This is a genomic window from Campylobacter vulpis (assembly GCF_014217995.1).
GTDB classification, from domain to species: Bacteria; Campylobacterota; Campylobacteria; order Campylobacterales; family Campylobacteraceae; genus Campylobacter_D; species Campylobacter_D vulpis.
The window spans coordinates 753,532-773,099 of record NZ_CP041617.1 but is presented as its reverse complement, the minus strand read 5'-3'; the positions used below and the strand labels follow the sequence as shown (position 1 = coordinate 773,099).

Genomic DNA, 19,568 nt, shown 5'->3' with positions numbered 1-19,568 from the left:
AAATCGATATATTTTACCATTTAAAATCTTAACAAGATACAAAAATATTAAAAAAATGAATAATTTTAAAGTATGGATTTATAGGACTTTTTTACTCTTTTTAATGATTTTAAAACATAAAATTATTAGTTTTTAAAATAACCCATTTGAACCATTTTTTGATAAATTTGTGCGGTTAAAATTCCTGTTGTTGTGCTTTTACCGCCGTGTTCAAGAAGTATTGTAACAACATAACGAGGTTTATTATAAGGTGCATAGCTTGTAATCCAAGTATGAGAACGCGTGTAGTATTTAAGCTCGGCTTCATTGACCCTATTTTTATCCGCTTGAGAAAAGCCTATAACTTGTGCTGTGCCTGTTTTGGCTGCGATTTTAACAGGCAAATGATTTAAATAGCGATAAGCTGTTCCACCTTGCTCATTTGCCACAGCATACATTGAATTTCTAAGGTAAGGAAGTTGGCTCTTTTCAAAAAGTGTAAAAATTTCCTTAGGAGAGCTAAGATTTTTATCCTTTAAAAAATGAGGATTAACCTCCTCGCCTGTGGCAATTTGCGCAGTGTATTTGGCAATTTGCATAGGAGTTACTAAGAAATTACCCTGCCCTATGCTAGTATTAAGCGTTTCGCCTTGATACCACGGCTTTTTGTAGCGTTGCATTTTCCACTCTTTACTTGGCACAACCCCGACAAATTCATTAGGCAAATCTACACCCGTTTTTGCCCCAAAGCCTATGCGTGAGAGGGTTGAGGAAATCGTATCAATGCCTACTTTCAAACCACCTTCATAAAAATAAACATCACAACTATGCTTTATGGCGTGTTTTAAGTCCATATTTCCGTGTCCGCTTCGATTCCAACAGCGAAAATTTCGCCCCGCCAACTCAACAGAACCAGAGCAATAAAACTCAGTGGCGGTATTAATGGAATTTGAATTTAAAAAAGCAAGTCCAACGCCCATTTTTACAACGGATCCGGGTGGGTAATTTGCATTAACCAAGCGATTTGTAAAGGGGTGGTCTAAATTTTCTATTAAGGCTTTCCAGTCTTTTGTTGAAATACCACGCACAAAAGGATTAAGGTCATATTCAGGAAAGCTTGAAGCAGCTAAAATTTCACCACTATAAGCGTCCATTATCACAGCTGCTCCACTATTATCAGCAAAAATTTCACTCAAATAACTCTGCAAAGCTATATCTATACTTAAACTAATATCTTGTGAGCTAGAGTCCTTGTAAGAAAGCTCCTCTAAAACTTGATTGAAAGCATTAACCTTATAAACTCTCTCGCCTTTTTGCCCTTGCAAAATTTCATTATAATAACGCTCAATGCCACTTTTTCCCGTGTAATTAGTCAGTTTTGCTATCTCATTTTCACTTATATCTTGCAAATTTGCCTTTTGAGTATAGCCTATCACATGTGAGGCTAATTTGCCATAAGGATATTTACGCTTAGTCGTGGGGATAATGCGGACATTTTCATTTTGAGAAAGCTGTGAAAAATGCGGACTAATCTCATCATAGCTTAGAAAATCAATCACCTCAATAAAATCTTGATTATAATAAGAATCAGCTCTTTTATAAGTTCTTGCCAACAGCGTTGCATTAAGGTCTGGAAAATGCTCTTGTAATTTAGCAATTTCAAGATCTAACTTCCCCCTATGTTCCTTTTTAATACTTAAATAAGGCTTAAGTGCTATGCTAAATCCCAAATCGTTCATCGCTAAAATCGAGCCATTTCTATCTAAAATTTCACCTCTTGTTGGGACTAAATATTCTGTTTTAATCGAATTTTGTCTTGCAAGCTCCTCATAATAGACATTAGATTTTATACTAAGATAATACACCCTACTTAACAAAAGCACAAAAAAAAGAAAAATAAAAGCCACAACAAGACGCATTCTCATTATATCTTACCTTTAAAAAAGATAAAAGCAAACAAAGCTTCAAAGCATATAGAAATAAAATAAGAAAAACTAAATAAGCTTGTTTTTTCATTATTTGCATAAGAAAAAACAAGCTCCAAAATAGCCACAAAAAGATAAGCGCAAAAGACGAAAATAATGGGGGTCGTGCTTGACATCTTTAAATTAGTCTTAATCCACCCCGCAAAAGCATAGTAAAAAATAAAAAAAGCTATCCAAGAAGAAAAAGGGAAAAAATCGTGAGTTATATCCACAAAAAGTAAGAAAAATAAAGAAAAATACCAGCGAAAATCGAGCTTTAAAAGCGTTTTCTCTCTCTCTTCTAAAAGCATAAACATATAACAAAAAAAGAAGCCGTAAAATAAAGGAAGATAGGAAAAAACCGAACTTAAAATTTCATAAAAAATGAAAAAAATTCCCAAAAGAACATAAGAAAAATTTAAGTTTTTATTATAAACACTCACTCTTTTCATCATAATCCTAGCGTCTTTTCTAAGATAATATTTTCTAACAAAGTTAAACCACTTTTATTTAAATTTGAAATCAGTAAAGAATTTTCAAAATCATTTTTAAGTTTTGTTTTTTGACTTTGATTAAGCTTATCTGCCTTGGTAAAAACCTTTAAAATTTGCTGATCGCCCCTTAAAAAACTTTTTAAATACGCATCGACACCTAAATCAATTTCTAAATTTGTATGCCTAGAATCGATAAGATGTAAAAAAAGCTTTATGGAAGTGCGAAATTTAAGAAACTCATCTAAATTTTTATTCCAAATTTCTTTAAGATTTTTAGAAACTTTAGCGTAACCAAAACCGGGCAAATCAATAAAATGAATTTTAAATTCTTCTTCGTTTTTCTTACATTTGATTTCAAAAAAATTGATAAGCTGGGTTTTTCCCGGTGTGCTTGAGCTTTTTGCGAGTTTTTTCTGCTTACAAAGGGCGTTAATGAGAGAGCTTTTACCAACATTTGAACGCCCTAAAAATGCCACTTCAGCACAATTTACTTCAAAATTTGGGTCAAATTTAGCCAAAGAAGTGAGAAAGATGGCACTACTTATCATTTTCAAGCTCAAAAACAAAACGCGCAGGTTTATTTTGCCTACTTTGCACTTGATAGACATTTGCCTTTCTATCAACTATGATTTTATCTCCATAAAGTTTTTTATCCGTGTTAAGCTCGTGGATAAAGGCATTACCATTAATCTCATAAGTATCTTTAGCGACATTGTAGATGAATTTATCCCCGCTTCCTTTATAGGTTTTACCTTTAAGATTAATGCTAAATTTGGGATTTTTACTCGCTTCATAACGCAAAGGCTTTCTATTTTTATCCATAAAAATGACAAGCTCTTCAGCATTTAACACATCTTTACCTCTACTTACGATGACATTACCACTTAAAATGCTTTTACCTGTATTTTCATCGGCATAAAAATTAAGTGCCTTAATTTCAATTTTATCAGCAAGTAAAATATTAAAGCTTAAAAAAAGTCCAATGATCAATCTACAAGCCACGCATTAACTCCTTGCACTTTTAGAATTTTGTTTTTAGTATCGTAATTTAGCGTATTTCCCTTAACTACATTATCATTAAAAAGAGCTTTAAACTTCGTATCGCTGCTAATTTGCTTATTTGCCGTATTATATTTGATCTTTTCACTCATAATTTTAACTTCATCACTAATATAAACAACATCTCCCTCAAAAACGATATTTTCTTGCTTTTCGCCCAAAACCTCCAAAGAATTTGCACTCAAATTAAAATCTCCACCCAAATTAATGAAATTTTTAAATACATCTTTATCATTATAACGAGTCCAATTTTTTGCCTCATAATAAGACTTTACGCTACTTGCATTTAATTCATAAGCATATAAATGATGTGCCTCAACATTTTTAAAATCAAGTGCATAGTTTTTTAAATCCATAGTGTAAGGATTTTGCATACCAACCAAAGCAAAAATAATGCTAAAAAGAGCGATTAAAATTCCAAAAATTTTTATCGCCAAAGTTCGTCCCACTCTTTTTGCATAGCATTTTTTTCTATGATAAGCTCTATCATCTGTGCCACAGCACCGCGTCCGCCTTTGTTCTTAAGCTTCACATCGACTTTTAATTTTTCATGTGCATCTTTAGGCTTAAAACTCAGCCCAACAGCAGTTAGCAGGGCTTTATCGTTGTGATAATCCCCTATGGCGGCACATTGTGAAAAATCTAAATTTAATTTTGTCAAAAGCTCTTTTGCGCAGCTTAATTTATCTTTAATACCCTGAAAAACAAATTCGATTTTTAAATCCTTAGCTCTTTGCTCCACGCAAGGACTATTACGCCCTGTGATGATAGCTATTTTTTTACCAAGTTTAAGCCACGCTTCAATGGCAGCACCGTCTTTTACATCAAATTCTTTAATCTCGCCACCATTTTGTGTGTAAATAATCTTACCATCAGTTAAACAGCCATCAACATCTAAAAAAATCAATTCTATCATCTTATTCTCTTACGACAAAAGCTCCAGCAAAAGCTCCGCTACTAGCAAAATCTCTTGCCTCTTCTTCACTTCTAAAACCTGTTAAAAAAACGCGATTTAGCCCATCAACAGAGCTTGTGCGTATAGTCGAGCTATAAGTTCGGTAAGTTTTATATTTTGACGCGGTAATTTCGGCTCCAGAGCGGTTTTTAAATGCACCGATTTGCACCATAAAATTCCCCCCTTCATAGACATTTCCTCCGCCAGAAATTGCACCGCCACTTCCATAATTTACATTAGAATGCACGACTTCATTACCTGAATTTTTATTACCAAAGCCTATAACCTCAAGTCTTACAGGTGCTGTTCCAGCGTGAATCATATCAATTTTCCCTGCTGCACCTTTTGATAGATCAATAATGCGGTTATGTGCAAAAGGTCCGCGGTCATTTACACGCACGGTAACTTGACGATGATTATTTAAATTTGTAACCCTTAAAATCGTATTCATTGGTAAGGTTTTGTGTGCTGCTGTTAGTCCATTTTGATCATAAGTTTCACCATTACTTGTTTTTTTGCCGTGAAAACCCGGTCCATACCAGCTTGCTATCCCATCGGCAGTTTCGCCCACTTCAACGACGGTTGGATAATAAGTCTTACCATTAATTGTATAAGGCTTCATCGTGCCTTTGCTACCTGACTTAGATGGGTCGCTTTTAAAGTCATTAGTAGGGTAATAAACCTGTGCGTTTCCATTAAAATTATCTCTAATATAGCTTGTAACCCCGCAACCACTTAAAAGCAAAAGTGTAGAACTAGCGAGAACTAACTTGAGCGTATGAATTTTTTGCATTTTTCTTCTCCTTAATCGGTATAATAAGTTTTTGATTAATACTTAAATGATTTTTACGAATTTTATTTAATTCTCTAATATCTTCTGTGCTAATGCCGTGCATTTTAGCGATTTTATAAAGCGAATCGCCAGCTTTAACAATATAGGTTCTTGTCATCGGTATGCTTGTATCGACCTTTTCAAGCTTGACATTTTTGAAATTTTTTTCAAAAAAAGCAACCTTATTAAGTGGGATATACATATAATAACCCTTTCCAGGAGGCGTGAAGCTGTGTCTAAATTGCGGATTATATTTTTTAAGCGTAGCTAAATTAAGTCCTGCACCCTTTGCTATGTCTTTAAGTGCCACAGATGAAGGGATATCAACCTTAACAAAATCATTACTTAAAGCATAATTCATCAAAGATGGGTCTTTTTGTAATAAAAATTCCCTATCGCTTGCTAAAAAAGCAAGAGTTAAAATTTTGCGTATAAAATCTCTTGTTTCTAAAGAAAGATATTTTTTATCCGCATCAAGCAAAACGCGTAAATTATCACTTCCAGCTTGTTTAATCGCCTTTCTTAACTTACCATTACCACAATTATAAGCCAAAAGCGCTAAATACCACTTGCCAAATTCATTTTTAAGTTCTTTGATATAGGTAGCAGCAGCGTGGGTGGATTTCACTAAATCCAGCCTTTCATCAACATAAGCATCAACCCTAAGCCCTAATTTTATCGCCGTTGGACGCATAAATTGCCAAACGCCAGCAGCCTTAGCATTTGAAACGCTTCCTACTTTTAAGCCTGATTCTACCATAGCAAGGTATAAAAGTTCTCCCGGAACTTCTTCTTGAGATAAAATTTTTCTAATCATAGGAGTGATTTTAGAAAAATTTTGCACAGAATTTACCAAAACACCCGCGTGTTTTGACTCTAAATCCTTTCTCACCTCCACAAAAATCAAATCACTCATAAAATCAGGTTCAATGTCTAAATGTCTTAAAATTTGCACTTGTTTTTCATAATGCTCTGGTGCATAAGTTTGAGAAAAAGCCGAAGTAAATAACAATAAAATTAAAATAATTTTTTTCATCATTTTCCTTTAAAAAATAAATCCTTAGAATTTTTTAAGCAAAGTTCCAAAAGTTCTTGTTTGGATAATTTTAAAAGCTCACTCATTTTATCCGCGACAAAATGAGTCAAAAGAGGCTCATTTCTTCTCCCTCTAAAAGGCTCTGGGGTAAGATAAGGTGCGTCTGTTTCGATGAGTAATTTTTCCTTAGGGATTTGAGGTAAGATTTCTACCAAATTTTTGGCATTTTTAAAGGTCAAAACCCCTCCTATACCAAAATAAAAACCATCATTTGCTAAATCAAGCAAAAGCTTACTTGCATTAAAACAATGCAAAACCCCACCACAAAGCTCTTTTGCGTGTTCTTTTAAAATATGATAAGTATCCTCATTTGCTTCACGGCTATGGATAATAATAGGTTTTTTAAATTCCCTAGCAAGTTTAATTTGAGCCAAAAAACAATCTTTTTGCATTTTTTTTTCACTCTCATCTTTCAAGCGATAATAATCCAGCCCACATTCTCCCACAGCTACACATTTTTCATCTTTCAAATATGTTTTCAATAATTCTTCATCATAGCCTTTTAATTCATAAGGATGCACACCTGCTGCGAAAAAGACATTTTCATAAGTATGGGCTATTTCACAAGCTCTTGGCAGGTCTTTAAGGTCTGCTCCGGGGATAATGATTTTTTCTATGCCATTGTTAAAAGAGTGTCTTAAAAGCTCGTCTAAATCATCAAAATAACGCTCATCGTCCAAATGACAATGCGTATCAATGATTTTCCCCTCATCTTTAAATTCAAGGTTTAAGAACATACTTCTATTCTATCCTTGCCGTTATTTTTGGCGACACTTAAAGCTTTTGTCGCTTTTTCAATTAAATCATCAAGCTTAGCACCAGAATTTGCAAAAACAACACCTATAGAAGCAGTAAAGAAAAGTTCATCTAAATTAATCAAAATACCGGCATTTTTGATATTAACCCGTATGCGAGAGAGGATTTTAAGGGCTCTTTCTTGGCTAATATTTTTAAGTAAAATTCCAAATTTTTCCCCACTATAACGCCCCAAAATATCACGCCCTTTCGTCTCAGCAATCATCTCATCGGCACAAATTTTAATAATATTATCACCTACTTCAAAGCCGTATTCATCATTAATACTTTTTAATTCATCAATGTCTAAAAACGCAAAGGCAAATTCTTGTTCCCCACTCGCAATATCATTAAGATAATCCTCCACTTCAGTCTTAAAGGTATAATGATCCTTAAGTCCTGAAGTATGGTCTAAATTATTGTAAGTTTTAAGAAAATTTTTATCCTGCATATAGTTTAAAACTCTATCTAAACGATAATTAAAAAGCTCTTTGAGTAAGGGTTTTATCAAATAATCATTTGCACCATTTTTAAGCACTCTAGCTTCTGTTACATCATCTTTTTCACCTAATAAAATCACTCCTAATTCACTATCATCATAATTTGCTCTAATTTCAGCCAAAAATTCCTCTCCGCTTACCACGGGCATCTTTACATCGGCTATGACAAGCTTAGTGTCATTATTATCCTCCAAATACACAAGTGCTTCTTCACCATGTGCAGCGGCTAAAACATTAAAGAGTCTTTGAGAAAGAAATTTTTTAATTTCATTTCGCTCTGGAAGTTTTGCCATAGCTAAAATGACCTTTGTCTTAGCATAATAACTAAGTGTAGAAATAGCATCTAAAATTTGCTCGACACAAGTATCACTTTCTTTAAAGATATAATCAAGGATATTTTTATGCATAAATTCTTCACGCTTGTTTGTATCATTACTAGCGGTTAGAACGATTGTGGGGATTTTATCAGCGACCACATCGACAATTTCACCATTCATCGCATCAGGCAAACACAGATCCACAAAGGCTAAAAAATACTCATTTTTAAGCATAACAATAGCTTCAGCCATAGTATGAGCAATATCAACTTCGTAATTTAAAGTATTTTGTATCTTTTTAGCTAAAAGCTTACTTAGCATTTTATTATCATCAATTAGTAGAATTTTTCTCATCACTTTCCCCTACAAAATAAAAGTCAAAATTGTAGCAAATTTAAACCACACTTTAGTTAATCCTCAAACAAAGTCTTTGCAAATTGCAATGCTTCATCGCTAATTTGCTCTCCGCTTACCATTCTCGCTAGTTCCTTAATTCTCTCCTCTTTTTCAAGCTTTTTGACCCTACTTTGTGTGCCATTTTTTTCCACCAAAAAATGATTATGTGCTTTTGAAGAAAGTTGAGGCAAATGAGAAATAGCAAAAATTTGATAAAAACAGCTCAATTCTTCCAAAACTTTCGCTATACTCATCGCCTCCTTTCCACTTAAATTTGCATCAATTTCATCTAAAAATATAATGCCTCGCCCCGCATTTAAAATTTTACATTCTGTGGCGATAAAAGCAAGTCTTAAGCGGTTTAATTCCCCAGAGCTAAGATTTTTAAGCTTGGTTTCACTGACGCTTAATTTAATTTCATCTCTTCCCAAAAGGCTCATTTCATCATTTTGCACACAATCAAGTTTTAAATTTTTCATATAAAGTTTAGCCAAATAGTCGTTTAAAAAATCCTGCAAAACTCCCAAATTTCTCAATCTAGCCTCACTTAAAATTTGCGCTTTCTTTTCTAATTTTTCTTTTAATTTTTGACTTGTAAGCTCCAATTCTTTTTTTTCAAAGCTCAAATTCTCATAATGCTCAAGTTCTTTTTGCTTAAGCTCAAGTGTTTCTAAAGCTCCCTCAATGCTCTCATAACGCTTGATAAGATAAGACAAGTCGCTAATGCGGTCCAATAACGCTTCAATGTCAAAGTCGAGTTCCTCCATTTTTTGATTTTCGGCGATAATGCGTAATTCATTAAAACACTCGCTAAAAAAATTCGCATCCACTTCGCTCAAATTTAAAGCATCTAAAACCGCCTTTTCATACTCAAAAATCCCATTCGCCTTGCTCCAAGCTTCCTCGATTTTATCCTGTTTTGAAAGTCTTTTTTTAAGCTTTAATAATTCCTCATATTCGCCGGGTTTTGGGTTGATTTTAGAAATTTTTTCAATTTGCGTTTGGGCAAGTTCCTTTAACTCTTCCACTCTTTTTTCTTCTTCTAAAACCTTATTAAGCTTTAAAGAATTTTCGCTATATGCTTGAAAAATTTGCTTAAAATTTTCTTTAAATTCATTAAAATTTGGATTTTTCGCACTTTCTAAGGTATCTAAAAGTGTGAGAAATTTTTCATTACTAAATTCGTTATTGTCCTTAACACTAAGATATTTTATAAAGCTTTTACTAAGATTTTGAAGACTTTTTTTGCCTATGCTTTGATTATTGATAAAATATTTTGTGCTTTTTTCTTTAAGCATTTTAAAGACATTTTCACTCTCGCTTTCTATGCCAAAGCTTTCTAAATCAAGCTCATCATCAAGCTCAAGCTCGACAAATTTAGCCTCACTTTCTCCAAAACCAAAAGTTGCAAGTATCCCCCTAAATAGCACAGATTTCCCCGCCCCACTTAATCCGCTAAAAACAGTTAAGCCCCCACTAAGCTTTAAATTTGCTTCTTTAAAGCTCAAATTTTCTTTCATCAAAATACGACTAATCATCAATTACCCCAGTTTAATTTCTCTTTTAAAATTTGAAAATAATCCCTATTTTTAGGGTGAATTAAACATACGCCCTTATCACTTAAGCCCACTTTAATACTCTTAAATTCATCAACTTCATAATGCTCTTGCCCATCGACACACAAAACGCAATCTTTCGCTCCCACTTCAAGCTCAAAACCACGCGGCAAAACAATGGGGCGTTGAGTAAGAGAGTGTGAGCAAACAGGCGTAAGTATGAAAACCTCTGCCAAAGTATAAACTATGGGACCATTTGCACTTAAATTATAAGCAGTAGAGCCAGCAGGAGAGGCTATGATAAGCCCATCTCCAAAGTATTGATTAAAAATTTTGCCCTTTCTAAACACCTCAATACTCACCATAGAATTCATTTGCTTTCTAAAAAAAACGATGTCATTAAAGGCATTTTTGCGTAAAATTTCTCCCCTCTTTGTTTCAAGGATAAGTTCAAGCATAAAGGGCATTTCAAGTCTAAATTCTCCTTGAAAAAACTCTTCAAAAAATTTTGGAGTATCTTGCAAAGAAAGCGTTGTTAAAAAACCCAACCTACCCGCGTGAATACCTAAAATCGCCTTTTCATACTCATAAGCCTTTCTACAAAGCGAAATTAAAGTGCCATCACCTCCTAAAGAAATGATAAAATCACTCTTTTCAAAAAGCTCATTAAGCTCAAAACTTGCTAAATTTAGCCTTTGTGAGCTTTCTTTAAAAAGCAAAAGCTCAACGCCCTTTTTTTTCAAAATGCTTTCAAGATTTGTAATTTCTGCGTCTAAATTTGAATTCGGTCTTGCAACAAGTCCAATTTTTTTGACATTTTTATAATTAAATTCCTTTTGCATAAAAAAATTATAACAAAACTTAGCAAAGCAAAAGAATAAAGATATTATAATTCCAAAAAATTTATTTTCAAGGAAAAAAATGCGTAGTCATTATAATACAGACTTAAATAAAGCTAATATCGGCGAGGAAGTGAGACTTTGTGGCTGGGTTAATAGCTACCGCGACCACGGCGGGGTAATTTTTATCGATTTAAGAGATAGAAGTGGGCTTATCCAGCTTGTGTGCGACCCAAATGATAGTCAAAAAGCTCATCAAATCGCCTCTAGCGTAAGAAATGAATTTGTTTTAATCGCTCACGGAAAAGTGCGTCCAAGAGGCGAGGGGCTTGTCAATGCCAAGCTTAAAACGGGAGAAATTGAAGTGGTAGTTGATGAACTAGTAGTAGAAAATGAAAGTGCCGTGCCGCCTTTTGCCATAGGAGATGAAAGTGTCAATGAGGAACTTCGTTTAAAATACCGCTTTTTAGACCTTAGAAATCCACGCCTTTACGAAAATTTCGCCTTACGCTCAAAGGCTTGTATAGCAGCTAGAAATTCTTTGGCAAATATGGGTTTTTTAGAGGTAGAAACGCCGATTTTAACTAAGGCTACACCAGAGGGGGCGAGGGATTATTTAGTGCCGTCTCGTGTGCATCAGGGCGAATTTTATGCCCTACCTCAAAGTCCGCAGCTTTTTAAGCAGCTTTTAATGTGTGCGAATTTTGACCGCTATTTTCAAATCGCAAAATGCTTTAGAGATGAGGATTTAAGAGCAGACAGACAGCCTGAATTCACGCAAATTGATGTGGAGATGAGCTTTTGTGAGCAAAAAGATGTGATAGCAGTGGCGGAGACCTTTTTAAAGGATATTTTCGCAGCTTGTGGTAAGCAAATTAAGACGCCTTTTAGACAAATGAGCTATAAAGAGGCTATGGAAAATTATGGGAGCGATAAGCCTGATTTAAGATTTGATTTAAAATTTATCGATGTAATAGACATTTTTGCTAAGTCAAACAATGAAATTTTTGCAAATATTGCAAAAGATCCTTATAAAAATCGCATTAAAGCCCTAAAAGTGCCAAAGGGAGATATGATTTTTTCAAAAAGGCAAATGCAAAGATTTGAAGAATTTGTGCGTAAATTTGGCGCACAAGGCTTAGCTTTTATACAAGCTAAGGAGGACGGGCTTAAGGGTCCGCTTTGCAAATTCTTTAATGAAGAGGATTTAAAAGAGCTTGAAAAACGCTGCGAACTTGAAGTCGGCGATGTCGTGTTTTTTGGTGCTGGAGTGAAAAAAATCGTGCTTGATTATATGGGACGATTTAGACTTTTTTTAGCGGAGGAACTAAAGCTTTTAAATCCTAGCGTTTTGGAATTTTTGTGGGTTGTGGATTTCCCTATGTTTGAGAAAAATGATGACGGCTCTTATTCTGCGATGCATCACCCTTTTACTATGCCTAAGAACATTGATGAAGAGGATTTAGAAAACATTTCTTCCATAGCCTATGATGTGGTTTTAAACGGCGTTGAGCTTGGGGGTGGAAGTATAAGAATTCACAAAAATGAAATCCAACAAAAAGTCTTTAAACTTCTTAATATCAACGAAGAGGAGCAAAGAGAAAAATTTGGCTTCTTGCTTGATGCCTTAAGCTTTGGAGCACCACCACACGGAGGTATAGCCATAGGGCTTGATAGGCTTATTATGCTAGTGAGCGGAGCAAGTAGCATTAGGGAGGTTATAGCCTTTCCTAAAACGCAAAGAGCGCAGTGCCTTATGACAGAAGCACCAAGCGAGGCGAGTAAGGAGGCTATGAGAGAACTTGGACTAAAATTAAGGGAGAGTGTAAAATGAAAGAATTATTTTTAATCATAGGTGCGCCAGGTAGTGGCAAAACAACGGATGCGAGTTTAATCGCTAAAGCAGACGCAAATGTAACGCACTATTCTACGGGCGATTTATTAAGAGAGGAAGTTGCAAGTGGTAGCGAGCTAGGTAAAACCATCGATAGTTTCATTTCTAAAGGAAATTTAGTGCCTTTAGATGTTGTCATTAATACTATCGTTACTGCACTTAAAAATGCCCCGACTAAAACCATTATCATCGATGGTTATCCTAGAAGCGTAGAGCAAATGATGGAATTTGATAAGGTTTTAAATGAGCAAAATGAAGTCATTTTAAAAGGCGTGATTGAAGTTCGTGTCAGTGAAGAAGTCGCTAAAGATAGAATTTTGGGTAGAAAGCGTGGGGCTGATGATAATGAAGAGGTGTTTTATAACAGAATGAAAGTTTATATTGAGCCTTTGGAGGAAATTTTAAACTTTTATCAAAAGAAAAAATTACACTTCATCATAGACGGCGAAAGAGCGATTGAACCAATCGTAGCAGATATGAGAGAATTAATCAAAAAAATTCAAAATATTTAAGCATTTTAAACGAAAGATGTGGCACTTGCTGAGATTAAAGCATTTGCCAAACTTTCGCTTAATAAATCTTACTTACCAAATTTAAGCAAACTATGGTCTAAAATTTGCGTCCATTTTTACCCGCGATGATAAAACGAAGAGCATTAAGTTTAATAAAGCCTTCGGCATCTTTTTGATTATACACTTCATCTTCTTCAAAGGTGCAAAAAGCGGCATTAAAGAGGCTATCATTCGCACTTTCACGCCCCACAACCATCACATTGCCCTTATAAAGCTCGAGTCTTACCTTACCATTGACACATTTTTGACTCTCATCGATTAAGGCTTGAAGCATTAATCTTTCAGGTGAAAACCAAAAACCATTATAGATAAGATGAGCGTATTTAGGCATTAATTCATCTTTTAAATGCGCCGCTTCTCTATCAAGCGTAATGCTTTCAATGGCTCTATGTGCTTTTAGCAGTATCGTCCCGCCCGGCGTTTCGTAACAACCTCTACTTTTCATACCTACAAAGCGATTTTCTACGATGTCAAGGCGTCCTATGCCGTGTTTTGCACCTAGCTCGTTAAGCTTTGCTAAAAGTCCTGCTGGGCTTAAAAACTCATCATCAATCGCCACCAAATCACCCTTTTTAAATTCAAGCTCTATGATTTGACTTTCATTAGGTGCTTCTTTAGGACTTTTAGTCCATCTCCACATCTCATCTTCTGCCCTTGCTGCAGGGTCTTCTAAAACAAGTCCTTCATAAGAAATATGCAATAAATTTGCGTCCATTGAATAAGGCGATTTACCCTTTTTCTTAGAAATATCTATGCCGTGTTTTGCTGCGTAAGCTAAAAGTTTTTCACGACTATTTAAATCCCACTCTCTCCAAGGAGCGATGATTTTTAAATCAGGATTAAAGGCTAAATAACCAAGCTCAAAACGCACTTGGTCATTACCCTTGCCGGTGGCACCGTGGCTTACAGCATCAGCTCCTGTTTGGAGGGCGATTTGTGCTTGAGTTTTAGCGATTAGAGGGCGCGCTATACTTGTGCCAAGTAGATATTCTCCCTCATAAATAGCATTTGCTCTAAACATAGGGAAAACATAATCTTTAACAAATTCATCTTTTAAATCTTTAATGAAAATATTTTCTTCTTTAATGCCAAGAGATAAAGCCTTAAGCCTAGCGGGTTCAAGCTCCTCGCCCTGCCCTATGTCTGCTGTGAAAGTAAGCACTTCACAATTATACTCATCTTGCAACCATTTTAAAATAATGCTCGTATCAAGCCCACCAGAATAAGCCAAAACGACTTTTTTAACCTTATCTTTCACCTTAAACTCCTTTATAAAATTCTTGCAAAATTTTAGCAAAAAAGCCTTAAGTAAAAGTTTTTTAAAGCAAATTTTGTTCCAAAATAATTTTTAATTTGCATTTTTTTGCTAAAATCCCCCTTATGAGAGTTGATAAATTTTTAAATGTAGTTAATATTACCAAACGCCGTAGCATTGCGGAGGATATGTGTAAGAGTAAGGTTGTGGATATTAATGGCGTGATTGTAAAGCCTAGTAAAGATGTGAAAATAGGAGATATTATCACGCTTCATTTAAATGAGCGTAAAGAAAGCTATAAGGTCCTTGCCCTACCTACGAGTAAAAATATACCAAAAAACGCACAAAGCGAGTATGTGAGTAGGCTGTGAGAGAATTCATTTTAATGCAAGATGAGCTTGAGGAGCTTTTGAAATATTTGCCAAATAAGGGCATTGTGCTACTTCGTGGAGATTTAGCAAGTGGAAAAACAAGCCTAGTTCAAGCCTTGCTAAAAAAATTAAATTTTGACGAAAAACCAAATTCACCAACCTTTTCTTTAATGCAAAGCTACGAAAAAGATGCAAAAAAAATTTATCATTATGATATTTATCAAGTAGGCTTAAGGGGTATTTTACAAAATGGACTATTTGAAAATTTTTTTGAAGAAGGCTTGCATTTGGTTGAGTGGGGTGATGAAAATTTAGAAAAAGCCTTAAAAAAAATGGGGATTAAGCCCTATATCGTAGAAATTTTTCCTTTAAATTCCAAAAGAAAGTATGTGATTTATGAGTAAATTAGAGGTTTTGCATTTAGAAAAAGTGATTAAAAAAACAAAGATTATTCACGGTATCTCGCTTGAAATTCAAAGCGGGGAGGTCGTAGGACTTTTAGGTCCTAATGGTGCTGGCAAAACAACAACCTTTTATATGATATGCGGTCTCATTACACCTAGTGGAGGTCAAGTTAAGCTCAATGGCACAGACATCACCAAAGAACCGCTTAATAAAAGAGCAAGGCAAGGCATAGGCTATTTACCGCAAGAAAGTAGCGTTTTTAAGGATTTAAGTGTGGAAGATAATTTGTTTTTAGCTGCTGAAATTTTTTATAAAGATAAAAAAATTTTAAATGAAAAAGTAGAAAAAATGCTAGAACTCTTAAGCATAGAACCCATACGCCTTAGAAAGGGCTTAAGTTTAAGCGGAGGGGAGAGAAGGCGTTGCGAAATCGCAAGAAGTTTGATGTGTGAGCCTAAATTTTTACTTTTAGACGAGCCTTTTGCGGGAGTTGATCCCATCGCTGTGGCTGAAATTCAAAACCTTATCAAAGAGCTTAAAAGACTTGGTATTGGAATTTTAATCACAGACCACAATGTCCGCGAAACCTTAGCTATTTGTGATAGGGCTTATGTTATTAAACAAGGCACACTTTTAGCTAGTGGAAATGCTAAAGAAATCGCACATAATCAAGATGTGAAAAAATACTACTTAGGAGCGGAGTTTAAACTCCTTGATTGATGTTAAGACAAAAATTAAGCCAAAGTCCCAAAACAAAGCTTTCTAACACCTTACGCTCTTGGCTTCCTCTTTTGCAAGCAAATATCGAGGACTTGAAAGAAAGCTTAGATAAATTTGCTGAGGATAATCCCTTTTTAAACATAGAAGAAAAAACGCAAACACAGCAAAATGGTAAAAATTATTACGAAAGCTTTTTTAAAACAAATGCTCATAGCGAATTTGTCGAGCAAAGAGCCTTACAGCAAAAAAGCGTTTGGGAGTTTTTAGATGAGCAAATTATCCCCCCTCTTTTTCCTACTGAAAAGTCTCAAAGCATAGCTCATAAAATCATACAATGTCTCAATCACGAGGGCTATTTTGAATATGATGAAGAGATTTTGAGCGAATTTTCTAGGGAAGAGGTAGAAAAAATTCGCACACGCTTTAAGTATTTAGAGCCTGTGGGCGTGGGGGCAATGGATTTTAAGGAGGCTTTTTTATTTGCCTTAGAAAATATAGAATTTAAAAATGATGAACTTTATGAATTTAGCAAAATGCTTATTTTAGATTTTGAAAATATCCAGCAATATACAAAAGAAAAGCTTTATAAAGAAGCCATTGAGCTTATTAAAAAATTTTCTATTCCGCCTTTTTTGGAGTATTTTGAAGAAAGCAAAGTGATAGTGCCTGATATTTTTATTTTTAGAGAAAATGGAGAAATTAAGGTTAAAATTAACGATGATTATTACCCAGAAATTCATATAGAAACAGACGGCTTGGAACACGAATTTTTAAGTGGCTATTTAAAAGAGGCGAGAAATTTAGTCGATGCCCTTGCTATGCGTAAGGCGACCTTATATAAAATAGGCTTGATGATAGTTGAGCATCAATATGAATTTTTTTTAGGAAAAGAAATTAAACCTATGACTTTAAAAGATTTGGCACAAGATTTGGAGCGAAATGCCTCGACCATTTCAAGGGCTATTGCAAATAAATATTTAAGTTGCGATAGAGGACTTATCCCTCTAAAAGATTTTTTTGCTTTTGCACTCGATGGAGAGGGAGAAACTTCAAATGCAAGTGTAAAAGATTTTGTCGCAAATTTGGTAAAAAATGAAAATAAACAAAAGCCCCTAAGTGATAGTAAAATTTTAGAGCTTATCTTAGCGGAATTTAAAATCGACATAGGAAGAAGAACGATTACAAAATACCGCAAACAACTAGGCATCGCAAGCTCCACAGATAGAAAAAAACTTTACGAGCTAGAAGGCTCGTAAAATTAAAATGGCCACACCGCTTCGATAAATTTACTTCCCCAAGGCTTTCTCGTGCTTCTATCTACTTCACCTTCAGTTTTATAAAGAATTTTCGCATCGGCTATATATTTACTATCTATGGTATTATCCTGCCCTATATCATAAGGACGAATCACGCCACTAAGCTGTATAATTTGCTTTTCACCATTAATCAAAAGCTCCCTAGAACCTTCAATGAAATAATTTCCATTAGAAAGAATTTTAATCACCCTTGTTGAAATAGTCGTGTTAAAGCTTTCATTTCTACTTTGTGTGCCTGTGCCTGTGTAATTATTTGTGCTATTTGTTTGAAAACCTATATTAGAGTAAGAATTAACCTTGTTTAAGACTTGATTGACAGCACCTGTGCTACCTGTTAAGGCACCTCCGCCCAAATTTGCATTATTTGTTCTACTAGTCGTTTTGTTCGCCTGTGTGCTTTGCGTTGTGCTTTCTTGTATGATGACGGTAACTAAATCATTAACATTCATCGCTTTTTTATCGGAGAATAAAGGATTATCTCCCTTACCAAATAAGGACCCGGGTGCTGATTCTACATTATGACTTTGCTTAGGTGCAAGCTCTTCAACATAAGCTGGTGGCTTCATCGAAATTTCAGGATCTACCACAGCACTACATCCAAAAAATGCAAATGGTAACATATATACGAAAACTTTTTTCATTTCTGTCCTTTGATATGAATTTTTTATATTTTTTCGTTACAATAACTTCAAAACCTTAGAAAGCAAAGAGCGTTCCAAGTTTAAATGCAAAGGAAAAATAATGGCAAATCTTTATCTTATGCGGTCAAAAAGTGATGATTTAAATACCCTCATTACCAAAAAATTTTTAGCACACTACACAAAATATTATAAAAATATAGCCATTTACTGCCCCGTGATTTATGTGCATAGAATAGCCGCCGTGCAAGAATGGCTTGAAGAATTTAACATCAAACAAAGTTCAAAAGAAAGCTACGGCTTTACCTTACGCGATGCGATGAATACCTTTAGCCACGATCCTCACTATTTTTTCAACAAAATTTTAGAAGAATATGAAAATTTAAAAGCTAAATATGACTTTGTTTTAGTAACAAGTTTTTCGGAATTTGGCATTTTAGATGGCTTTGAATTAAGCGTTAAACTTGCCAAAAATCTTAACACACCCATAGCTGCCATTATCGACCAAAAGGATCAAAATATAGCGAGAAAAATTTTCGATGAAAGCCTTAAGGGAGAAAATTACGCCTTAATTGACGCAAATTTTGATTTTAATGAGCTTATGAATTTGAAAGAATATGAATTTATCACACCTAATCGCTTTAAATTTGAACTCATTAAAAAAAGTGTGAAAAATAAAAAAATCGTTGTTTTACCAGAAAGTGATGATGAGAGGATTTTAAGAGCGAGTGAAATTTTACTTAGAAGTAATGTCGTTCATCTCATCTTACTTGGAAATGAAACTAAAATCAAAGAAAATGCTCTAAAGCTTGGATTAGATCTTAATGGCATTGAGGTGCTAGATCCCACAAATTCGCCCCTATGCGAAGAATTTAGCACTATGCTTTATGAGGCAAGAAAGGCTAAGGGTATGAGCCTAGAAGAAGCCGCCAAACTCGTTAAAGATAGAACTTATTTTGGCACTTTACTTGTGCATAGTCAAAAAGCCGATGCTATGGTAAGTGGTGCTTCAACAACTACGGCTGAAACTATACGCCCTGCCCTTCAAATCATCAAAACAAAAGAGGGTATTAATTCTGTCTCTGGTATCTTTTTTATGGGGCTTGAAGATAAGGTTTTAGCCTTTGCGGACTGCGCGGTTAATCCAAACCCAACAGCCGAGCAACTTGCTCAAAGTGCTTATGTAAGTGCTTTGAGTGCTAAGGCTTTTGGGCTTGAACCGCGTATTGCTATGCTATCTTATTCTAGTGGAGATAGTGGCAAGGGCGAAAGCGTGGATTTAGTCAATGAGGCTTTAAAAATCGCTAAAGAAAAATATCCAAACCTTCAAATTGACGGACCTATGCAGTTTGACTGCGCTTACGATGCCAAGACCGCTGCAAAAAAAATGCCAAATTCTACCATAGCAGGCAAGGCAAATGTTTATATCTTCCCTAATCTTGACGCGGCAAATATCTGCTACAAAGCCGTGCAAAGAACGGCAAATGCCCTTGCCATAGGACCTATTCTACAAGGACTTAAAAAGCCTGTTAATGATTTAAGTAGGGGCTGTTTAGTAGAAGATATAGTCGATACCGTGATTTTAAGTGCGATTCAAGCACAATAAGGATAAAAA

Annotated in this window: 21 protein-coding genes; 7 read left to right on the top strand and 14 right to left on the bottom strand. The window is 34.9% G+C overall.

Going from position 1 to position 19,568, the window contains the following annotated elements:
- Nucleotides 1–125: 125 nt before the first annotated feature.
- Genes mrdA through CVULP_RS03855 form a run of 12 tightly spaced genes read right to left on the bottom strand, consistent with a single transcriptional unit; the run spans nucleotide 126 to nucleotide 10,785 of the window.
- Entirely contained in the window at nucleotides 126–1,904 is a 1,779-nt protein-coding gene (gene mrdA / locus CVULP_RS03910; protein ID WP_099507314.1) for a penicillin-binding protein 2, read from the bottom strand.
- Nucleotides 1,904–2,398 carry a hypothetical protein gene (locus CVULP_RS03905; protein ID WP_099461980.1) on the bottom strand — a complete coding sequence of 165 codons (495 nt, stop codon included), beginning with the start codon at nucleotides 2,396–2,398 and terminating at the stop codon, nucleotides 1,904–1,906. Before CVULP_RS03905 ends, mrdA begins: the two co-directional genes overlap by 1 nt.
- Nucleotides 2,395–2,985 (bottom strand): ribosome biogenesis GTP-binding protein YihA/YsxC, encoded by a 591-nt coding sequence (gene yihA / locus CVULP_RS03900; RefSeq protein WP_099462041.1) that lies wholly within the window; start codon nucleotides 2,983–2,985, stop codon nucleotides 2,395–2,397. Before yihA ends, CVULP_RS03905 begins: the two co-directional genes overlap by 4 nt.
- Complete coding sequence (locus CVULP_RS03895) at nucleotides 2,975–3,439, bottom strand: LptA/OstA family protein (protein ID WP_099461982.1); 465 nt, start codon at nucleotides 3,437–3,439, stop codon at nucleotides 2,975–2,977. The genes yihA and CVULP_RS03895 overlap by 11 nt, the downstream gene beginning before the upstream one ends.
- Nucleotides 3,424–3,933, bottom strand: a complete 510-nt coding sequence (locus CVULP_RS03890) for a hypothetical protein (protein WP_099507313.1) — start codon at nucleotides 3,931–3,933, stop codon at nucleotides 3,424–3,426. Before CVULP_RS03890 ends, CVULP_RS03895 begins: the two co-directional genes overlap by 16 nt.
- A complete protein-coding gene (locus CVULP_RS03885; protein ID WP_099507312.1) occupies nucleotides 3,924–4,412 on the bottom strand; it encodes an HAD-IIIA family hydrolase in 489 nt (162 codons plus the stop codon). Before CVULP_RS03885 ends, CVULP_RS03890 begins: the two co-directional genes overlap by 10 nt.
- A 1-nt stretch (nucleotide 4,413) precedes the next feature.
- Nucleotides 4,414–5,244, bottom strand: coding sequence for a septal ring lytic transglycosylase RlpA family protein (locus CVULP_RS03880; protein ID WP_099461987.1), 831 nt, complete (start codon nucleotides 5,242–5,244; stop codon nucleotides 4,414–4,416).
- On the bottom strand, nucleotides 5,207–6,319 hold the full coding sequence (locus CVULP_RS03875; protein WP_099507311.1) for a lytic transglycosylase domain-containing protein: 1,113 nt from the start codon (nucleotides 6,317–6,319) through the stop codon (nucleotides 5,207–5,209). Before CVULP_RS03875 ends, CVULP_RS03880 begins: the two co-directional genes overlap by 38 nt.
- On the bottom strand, nucleotides 6,319–7,116 hold the full coding sequence (locus tag CVULP_RS03870; RefSeq protein WP_099507310.1) for a TatD family hydrolase: 798 nt from the start codon (nucleotides 7,114–7,116) through the stop codon (nucleotides 6,319–6,321). The genes CVULP_RS03875 and CVULP_RS03870 overlap by 1 nt, the downstream gene beginning before the upstream one ends.
- Nucleotides 7,107–8,348 carry a bile resistance response regulator CbrR gene (cbrR, locus tag CVULP_RS03865; protein WP_180753039.1) on the bottom strand — a complete coding sequence of 414 codons (1,242 nt, stop codon included), beginning with the start codon at nucleotides 8,346–8,348 and terminating at the stop codon, nucleotides 7,107–7,109. The genes CVULP_RS03870 and cbrR overlap by 10 nt, the downstream gene beginning before the upstream one ends.
- 53 nt (nucleotides 8,349–8,401) lie before the next feature.
- Nucleotides 8,402–9,925: an AAA family ATPase gene (locus CVULP_RS03860; RefSeq protein ID WP_099507308.1), complete on the bottom strand. Its 1,524-nt coding sequence runs from the start codon at nucleotides 9,923–9,925 to the stop codon at nucleotides 8,402–8,404.
- Nucleotides 9,925–10,785: an NAD(+) kinase gene (locus CVULP_RS03855; protein WP_099461998.1), complete on the bottom strand. Its 861-nt coding sequence runs from the start codon at nucleotides 10,783–10,785 to the stop codon at nucleotides 9,925–9,927. Before CVULP_RS03855 ends, CVULP_RS03860 begins: the two co-directional genes overlap by 1 nt.
- Before the next feature lie 79 nt (nucleotides 10,786–10,864).
- Here CVULP_RS03855 and aspS point away from each other — a divergent pair, with 79 nt between their 5' ends.
- Together aspS and CVULP_RS03845 are read left to right on the top strand one after the other, a co-directional pair.
- Nucleotides 10,865–12,616, top strand: coding sequence for an aspartate--tRNA ligase (aspS, locus tag CVULP_RS03850; protein WP_099507307.1), 1,752 nt, complete (start codon nucleotides 10,865–10,867; stop codon nucleotides 12,614–12,616).
- Complete coding sequence (locus CVULP_RS03845) at nucleotides 12,613–13,188, top strand: adenylate kinase (RefSeq protein ID WP_099507306.1); 576 nt, start codon at nucleotides 12,613–12,615, stop codon at nucleotides 13,186–13,188. The genes aspS and CVULP_RS03845 overlap by 4 nt, the downstream gene beginning before the upstream one ends.
- A 97-nt stretch (nucleotides 13,189–13,285) precedes the next feature.
- Here CVULP_RS03845 and CVULP_RS03840 read toward each other — a convergent pair whose 3' ends face one another.
- Nucleotides 13,286–14,506 carry an argininosuccinate synthase gene (locus tag CVULP_RS03840; protein ID WP_099462004.1) on the bottom strand — a complete coding sequence of 407 codons (1,221 nt, stop codon included), beginning with the start codon at nucleotides 14,504–14,506 and terminating at the stop codon, nucleotides 13,286–13,288.
- Between the two features lie 122 nt (nucleotides 14,507–14,628).
- Here CVULP_RS03840 and CVULP_RS03835 point away from each other — a divergent pair, with 122 nt between their 5' ends.
- The 4 genes from CVULP_RS03835 to CVULP_RS03820 are packed head-to-tail and all read left to right on the top strand — an operon-like array spanning nucleotide 14,629 to nucleotide 17,255.
- Nucleotides 14,629–14,874 (top strand): RNA-binding S4 domain-containing protein, encoded by a 246-nt coding sequence (locus CVULP_RS03835; protein ID WP_099462043.1) that lies wholly within the window; start codon nucleotides 14,629–14,631, stop codon nucleotides 14,872–14,874.
- Nucleotides 14,871–15,278 (top strand): tRNA (adenosine(37)-N6)-threonylcarbamoyltransferase complex ATPase subunit type 1 TsaE, encoded by a 408-nt coding sequence (gene tsaE / locus CVULP_RS03830; RefSeq protein ID WP_099462007.1) that lies wholly within the window; start codon nucleotides 14,871–14,873, stop codon nucleotides 15,276–15,278. Before CVULP_RS03835 ends, tsaE begins: the two co-directional genes overlap by 4 nt.
- Complete coding sequence (gene lptB, locus CVULP_RS03825) at nucleotides 15,271–15,999, top strand: LPS export ABC transporter ATP-binding protein (protein WP_099462010.1); 729 nt, start codon at nucleotides 15,271–15,273, stop codon at nucleotides 15,997–15,999. The genes tsaE and lptB overlap by 8 nt, the downstream gene beginning before the upstream one ends.
- Nucleotides 15,999–17,255, top strand: coding sequence for an RNA polymerase factor sigma-54 (locus tag CVULP_RS03820; protein ID WP_099507305.1), 1,257 nt, complete (start codon nucleotides 15,999–16,001; stop codon nucleotides 17,253–17,255). Before lptB ends, CVULP_RS03820 begins: the two co-directional genes overlap by 1 nt.
- A gap of 2 nt (nucleotides 17,256–17,257) precedes the next feature.
- Here the strand turns inward: CVULP_RS03820 and flgH are convergent, their stop codons facing one another.
- The gene (gene flgH / locus CVULP_RS03815) at nucleotides 17,258–17,956 is read right to left on the bottom strand and encodes a flagellar basal body L-ring protein FlgH (protein ID WP_099507304.1); all 699 of its coding nucleotides are present in this window, start codon (nucleotides 17,954–17,956) and stop codon (nucleotides 17,258–17,260) included.
- A gap of 97 nt (nucleotides 17,957–18,053) precedes the next feature.
- Between flgH and pta the strand changes: the two genes are divergently transcribed.
- Nucleotides 18,054–19,559, top strand: coding sequence for a phosphate acetyltransferase (pta, locus tag CVULP_RS03810; protein WP_180753040.1), 1,506 nt, complete (start codon nucleotides 18,054–18,056; stop codon nucleotides 19,557–19,559).
- The last annotated feature ends 9 nt before the right edge of the window (nucleotides 19,560–19,568 follow it).

Coding starts and splice junctions, on each gene's coding strand:
- mrdA (WP_099507314.1), bottom strand. CDS start 1,904: ATGAGAATGCGTCTTGTTGTGGCTTTTATTTTTCTTTTTTTTGTGCTT.
- CVULP_RS03905 (WP_099461980.1), bottom strand. CDS start 2,398: ATGATGAAAAGAGTGAGTGTTTATAATAAAAACTTAAATTTTTCTTAT.
- yihA (WP_099462041.1), bottom strand. CDS start 2,985: ATGATAAGTAGTGCCATCTTTCTCACTTCTTTGGCTAAATTTGACCCA.
- CVULP_RS03885 (WP_099507312.1), bottom strand. CDS start 4,412: ATGATAGAATTGATTTTTTTAGATGTTGATGGCTGTTTAACTGATGGT.
- CVULP_RS03880 (WP_099461987.1), bottom strand. CDS start 5,244: ATGCAAAAAATTCATACGCTCAAGTTAGTTCTCGCTAGTTCTACACTT.
- CVULP_RS03875 (WP_099507311.1), bottom strand. CDS start 6,319: ATGAAAAAAATTATTTTAATTTTATTGTTATTTACTTCGGCTTTTTCT.
- CVULP_RS03870 (WP_099507310.1), bottom strand. CDS start 7,116: ATGTTCTTAAACCTTGAATTTAAAGATGAGGGGAAAATCATTGATACG.
- CVULP_RS03860 (WP_099507308.1), bottom strand. CDS start 9,925: ATGATTAGTCGTATTTTGATGAAAGAAAATTTGAGCTTTAAAGAAGCA.
- CVULP_RS03855 (WP_099461998.1), bottom strand. CDS start 10,785: ATGCAAAAGGAATTTAATTATAAAAATGTCAAAAAAATTGGACTTGTT.
- aspS (WP_099507307.1), top strand. CDS start 10,865: ATGCGTAGTCATTATAATACAGACTTAAATAAAGCTAATATCGGCGAG.
- CVULP_RS03845 (WP_099507306.1), top strand. CDS start 12,613: ATGAAAGAATTATTTTTAATCATAGGTGCGCCAGGTAGTGGCAAAACA.
- CVULP_RS03835 (WP_099462043.1), top strand. CDS start 14,629: ATGAGAGTTGATAAATTTTTAAATGTAGTTAATATTACCAAACGCCGT.
- lptB (WP_099462010.1), top strand. CDS start 15,271: ATGAGTAAATTAGAGGTTTTGCATTTAGAAAAAGTGATTAAAAAAACA.
- CVULP_RS03820 (WP_099507305.1), top strand. CDS start 15,999: ATGTTAAGACAAAAATTAAGCCAAAGTCCCAAAACAAAGCTTTCTAAC.
- flgH (WP_099507304.1), bottom strand. CDS start 17,956: ATGAAAAAAGTTTTCGTATATATGTTACCATTTGCATTTTTTGGATGT.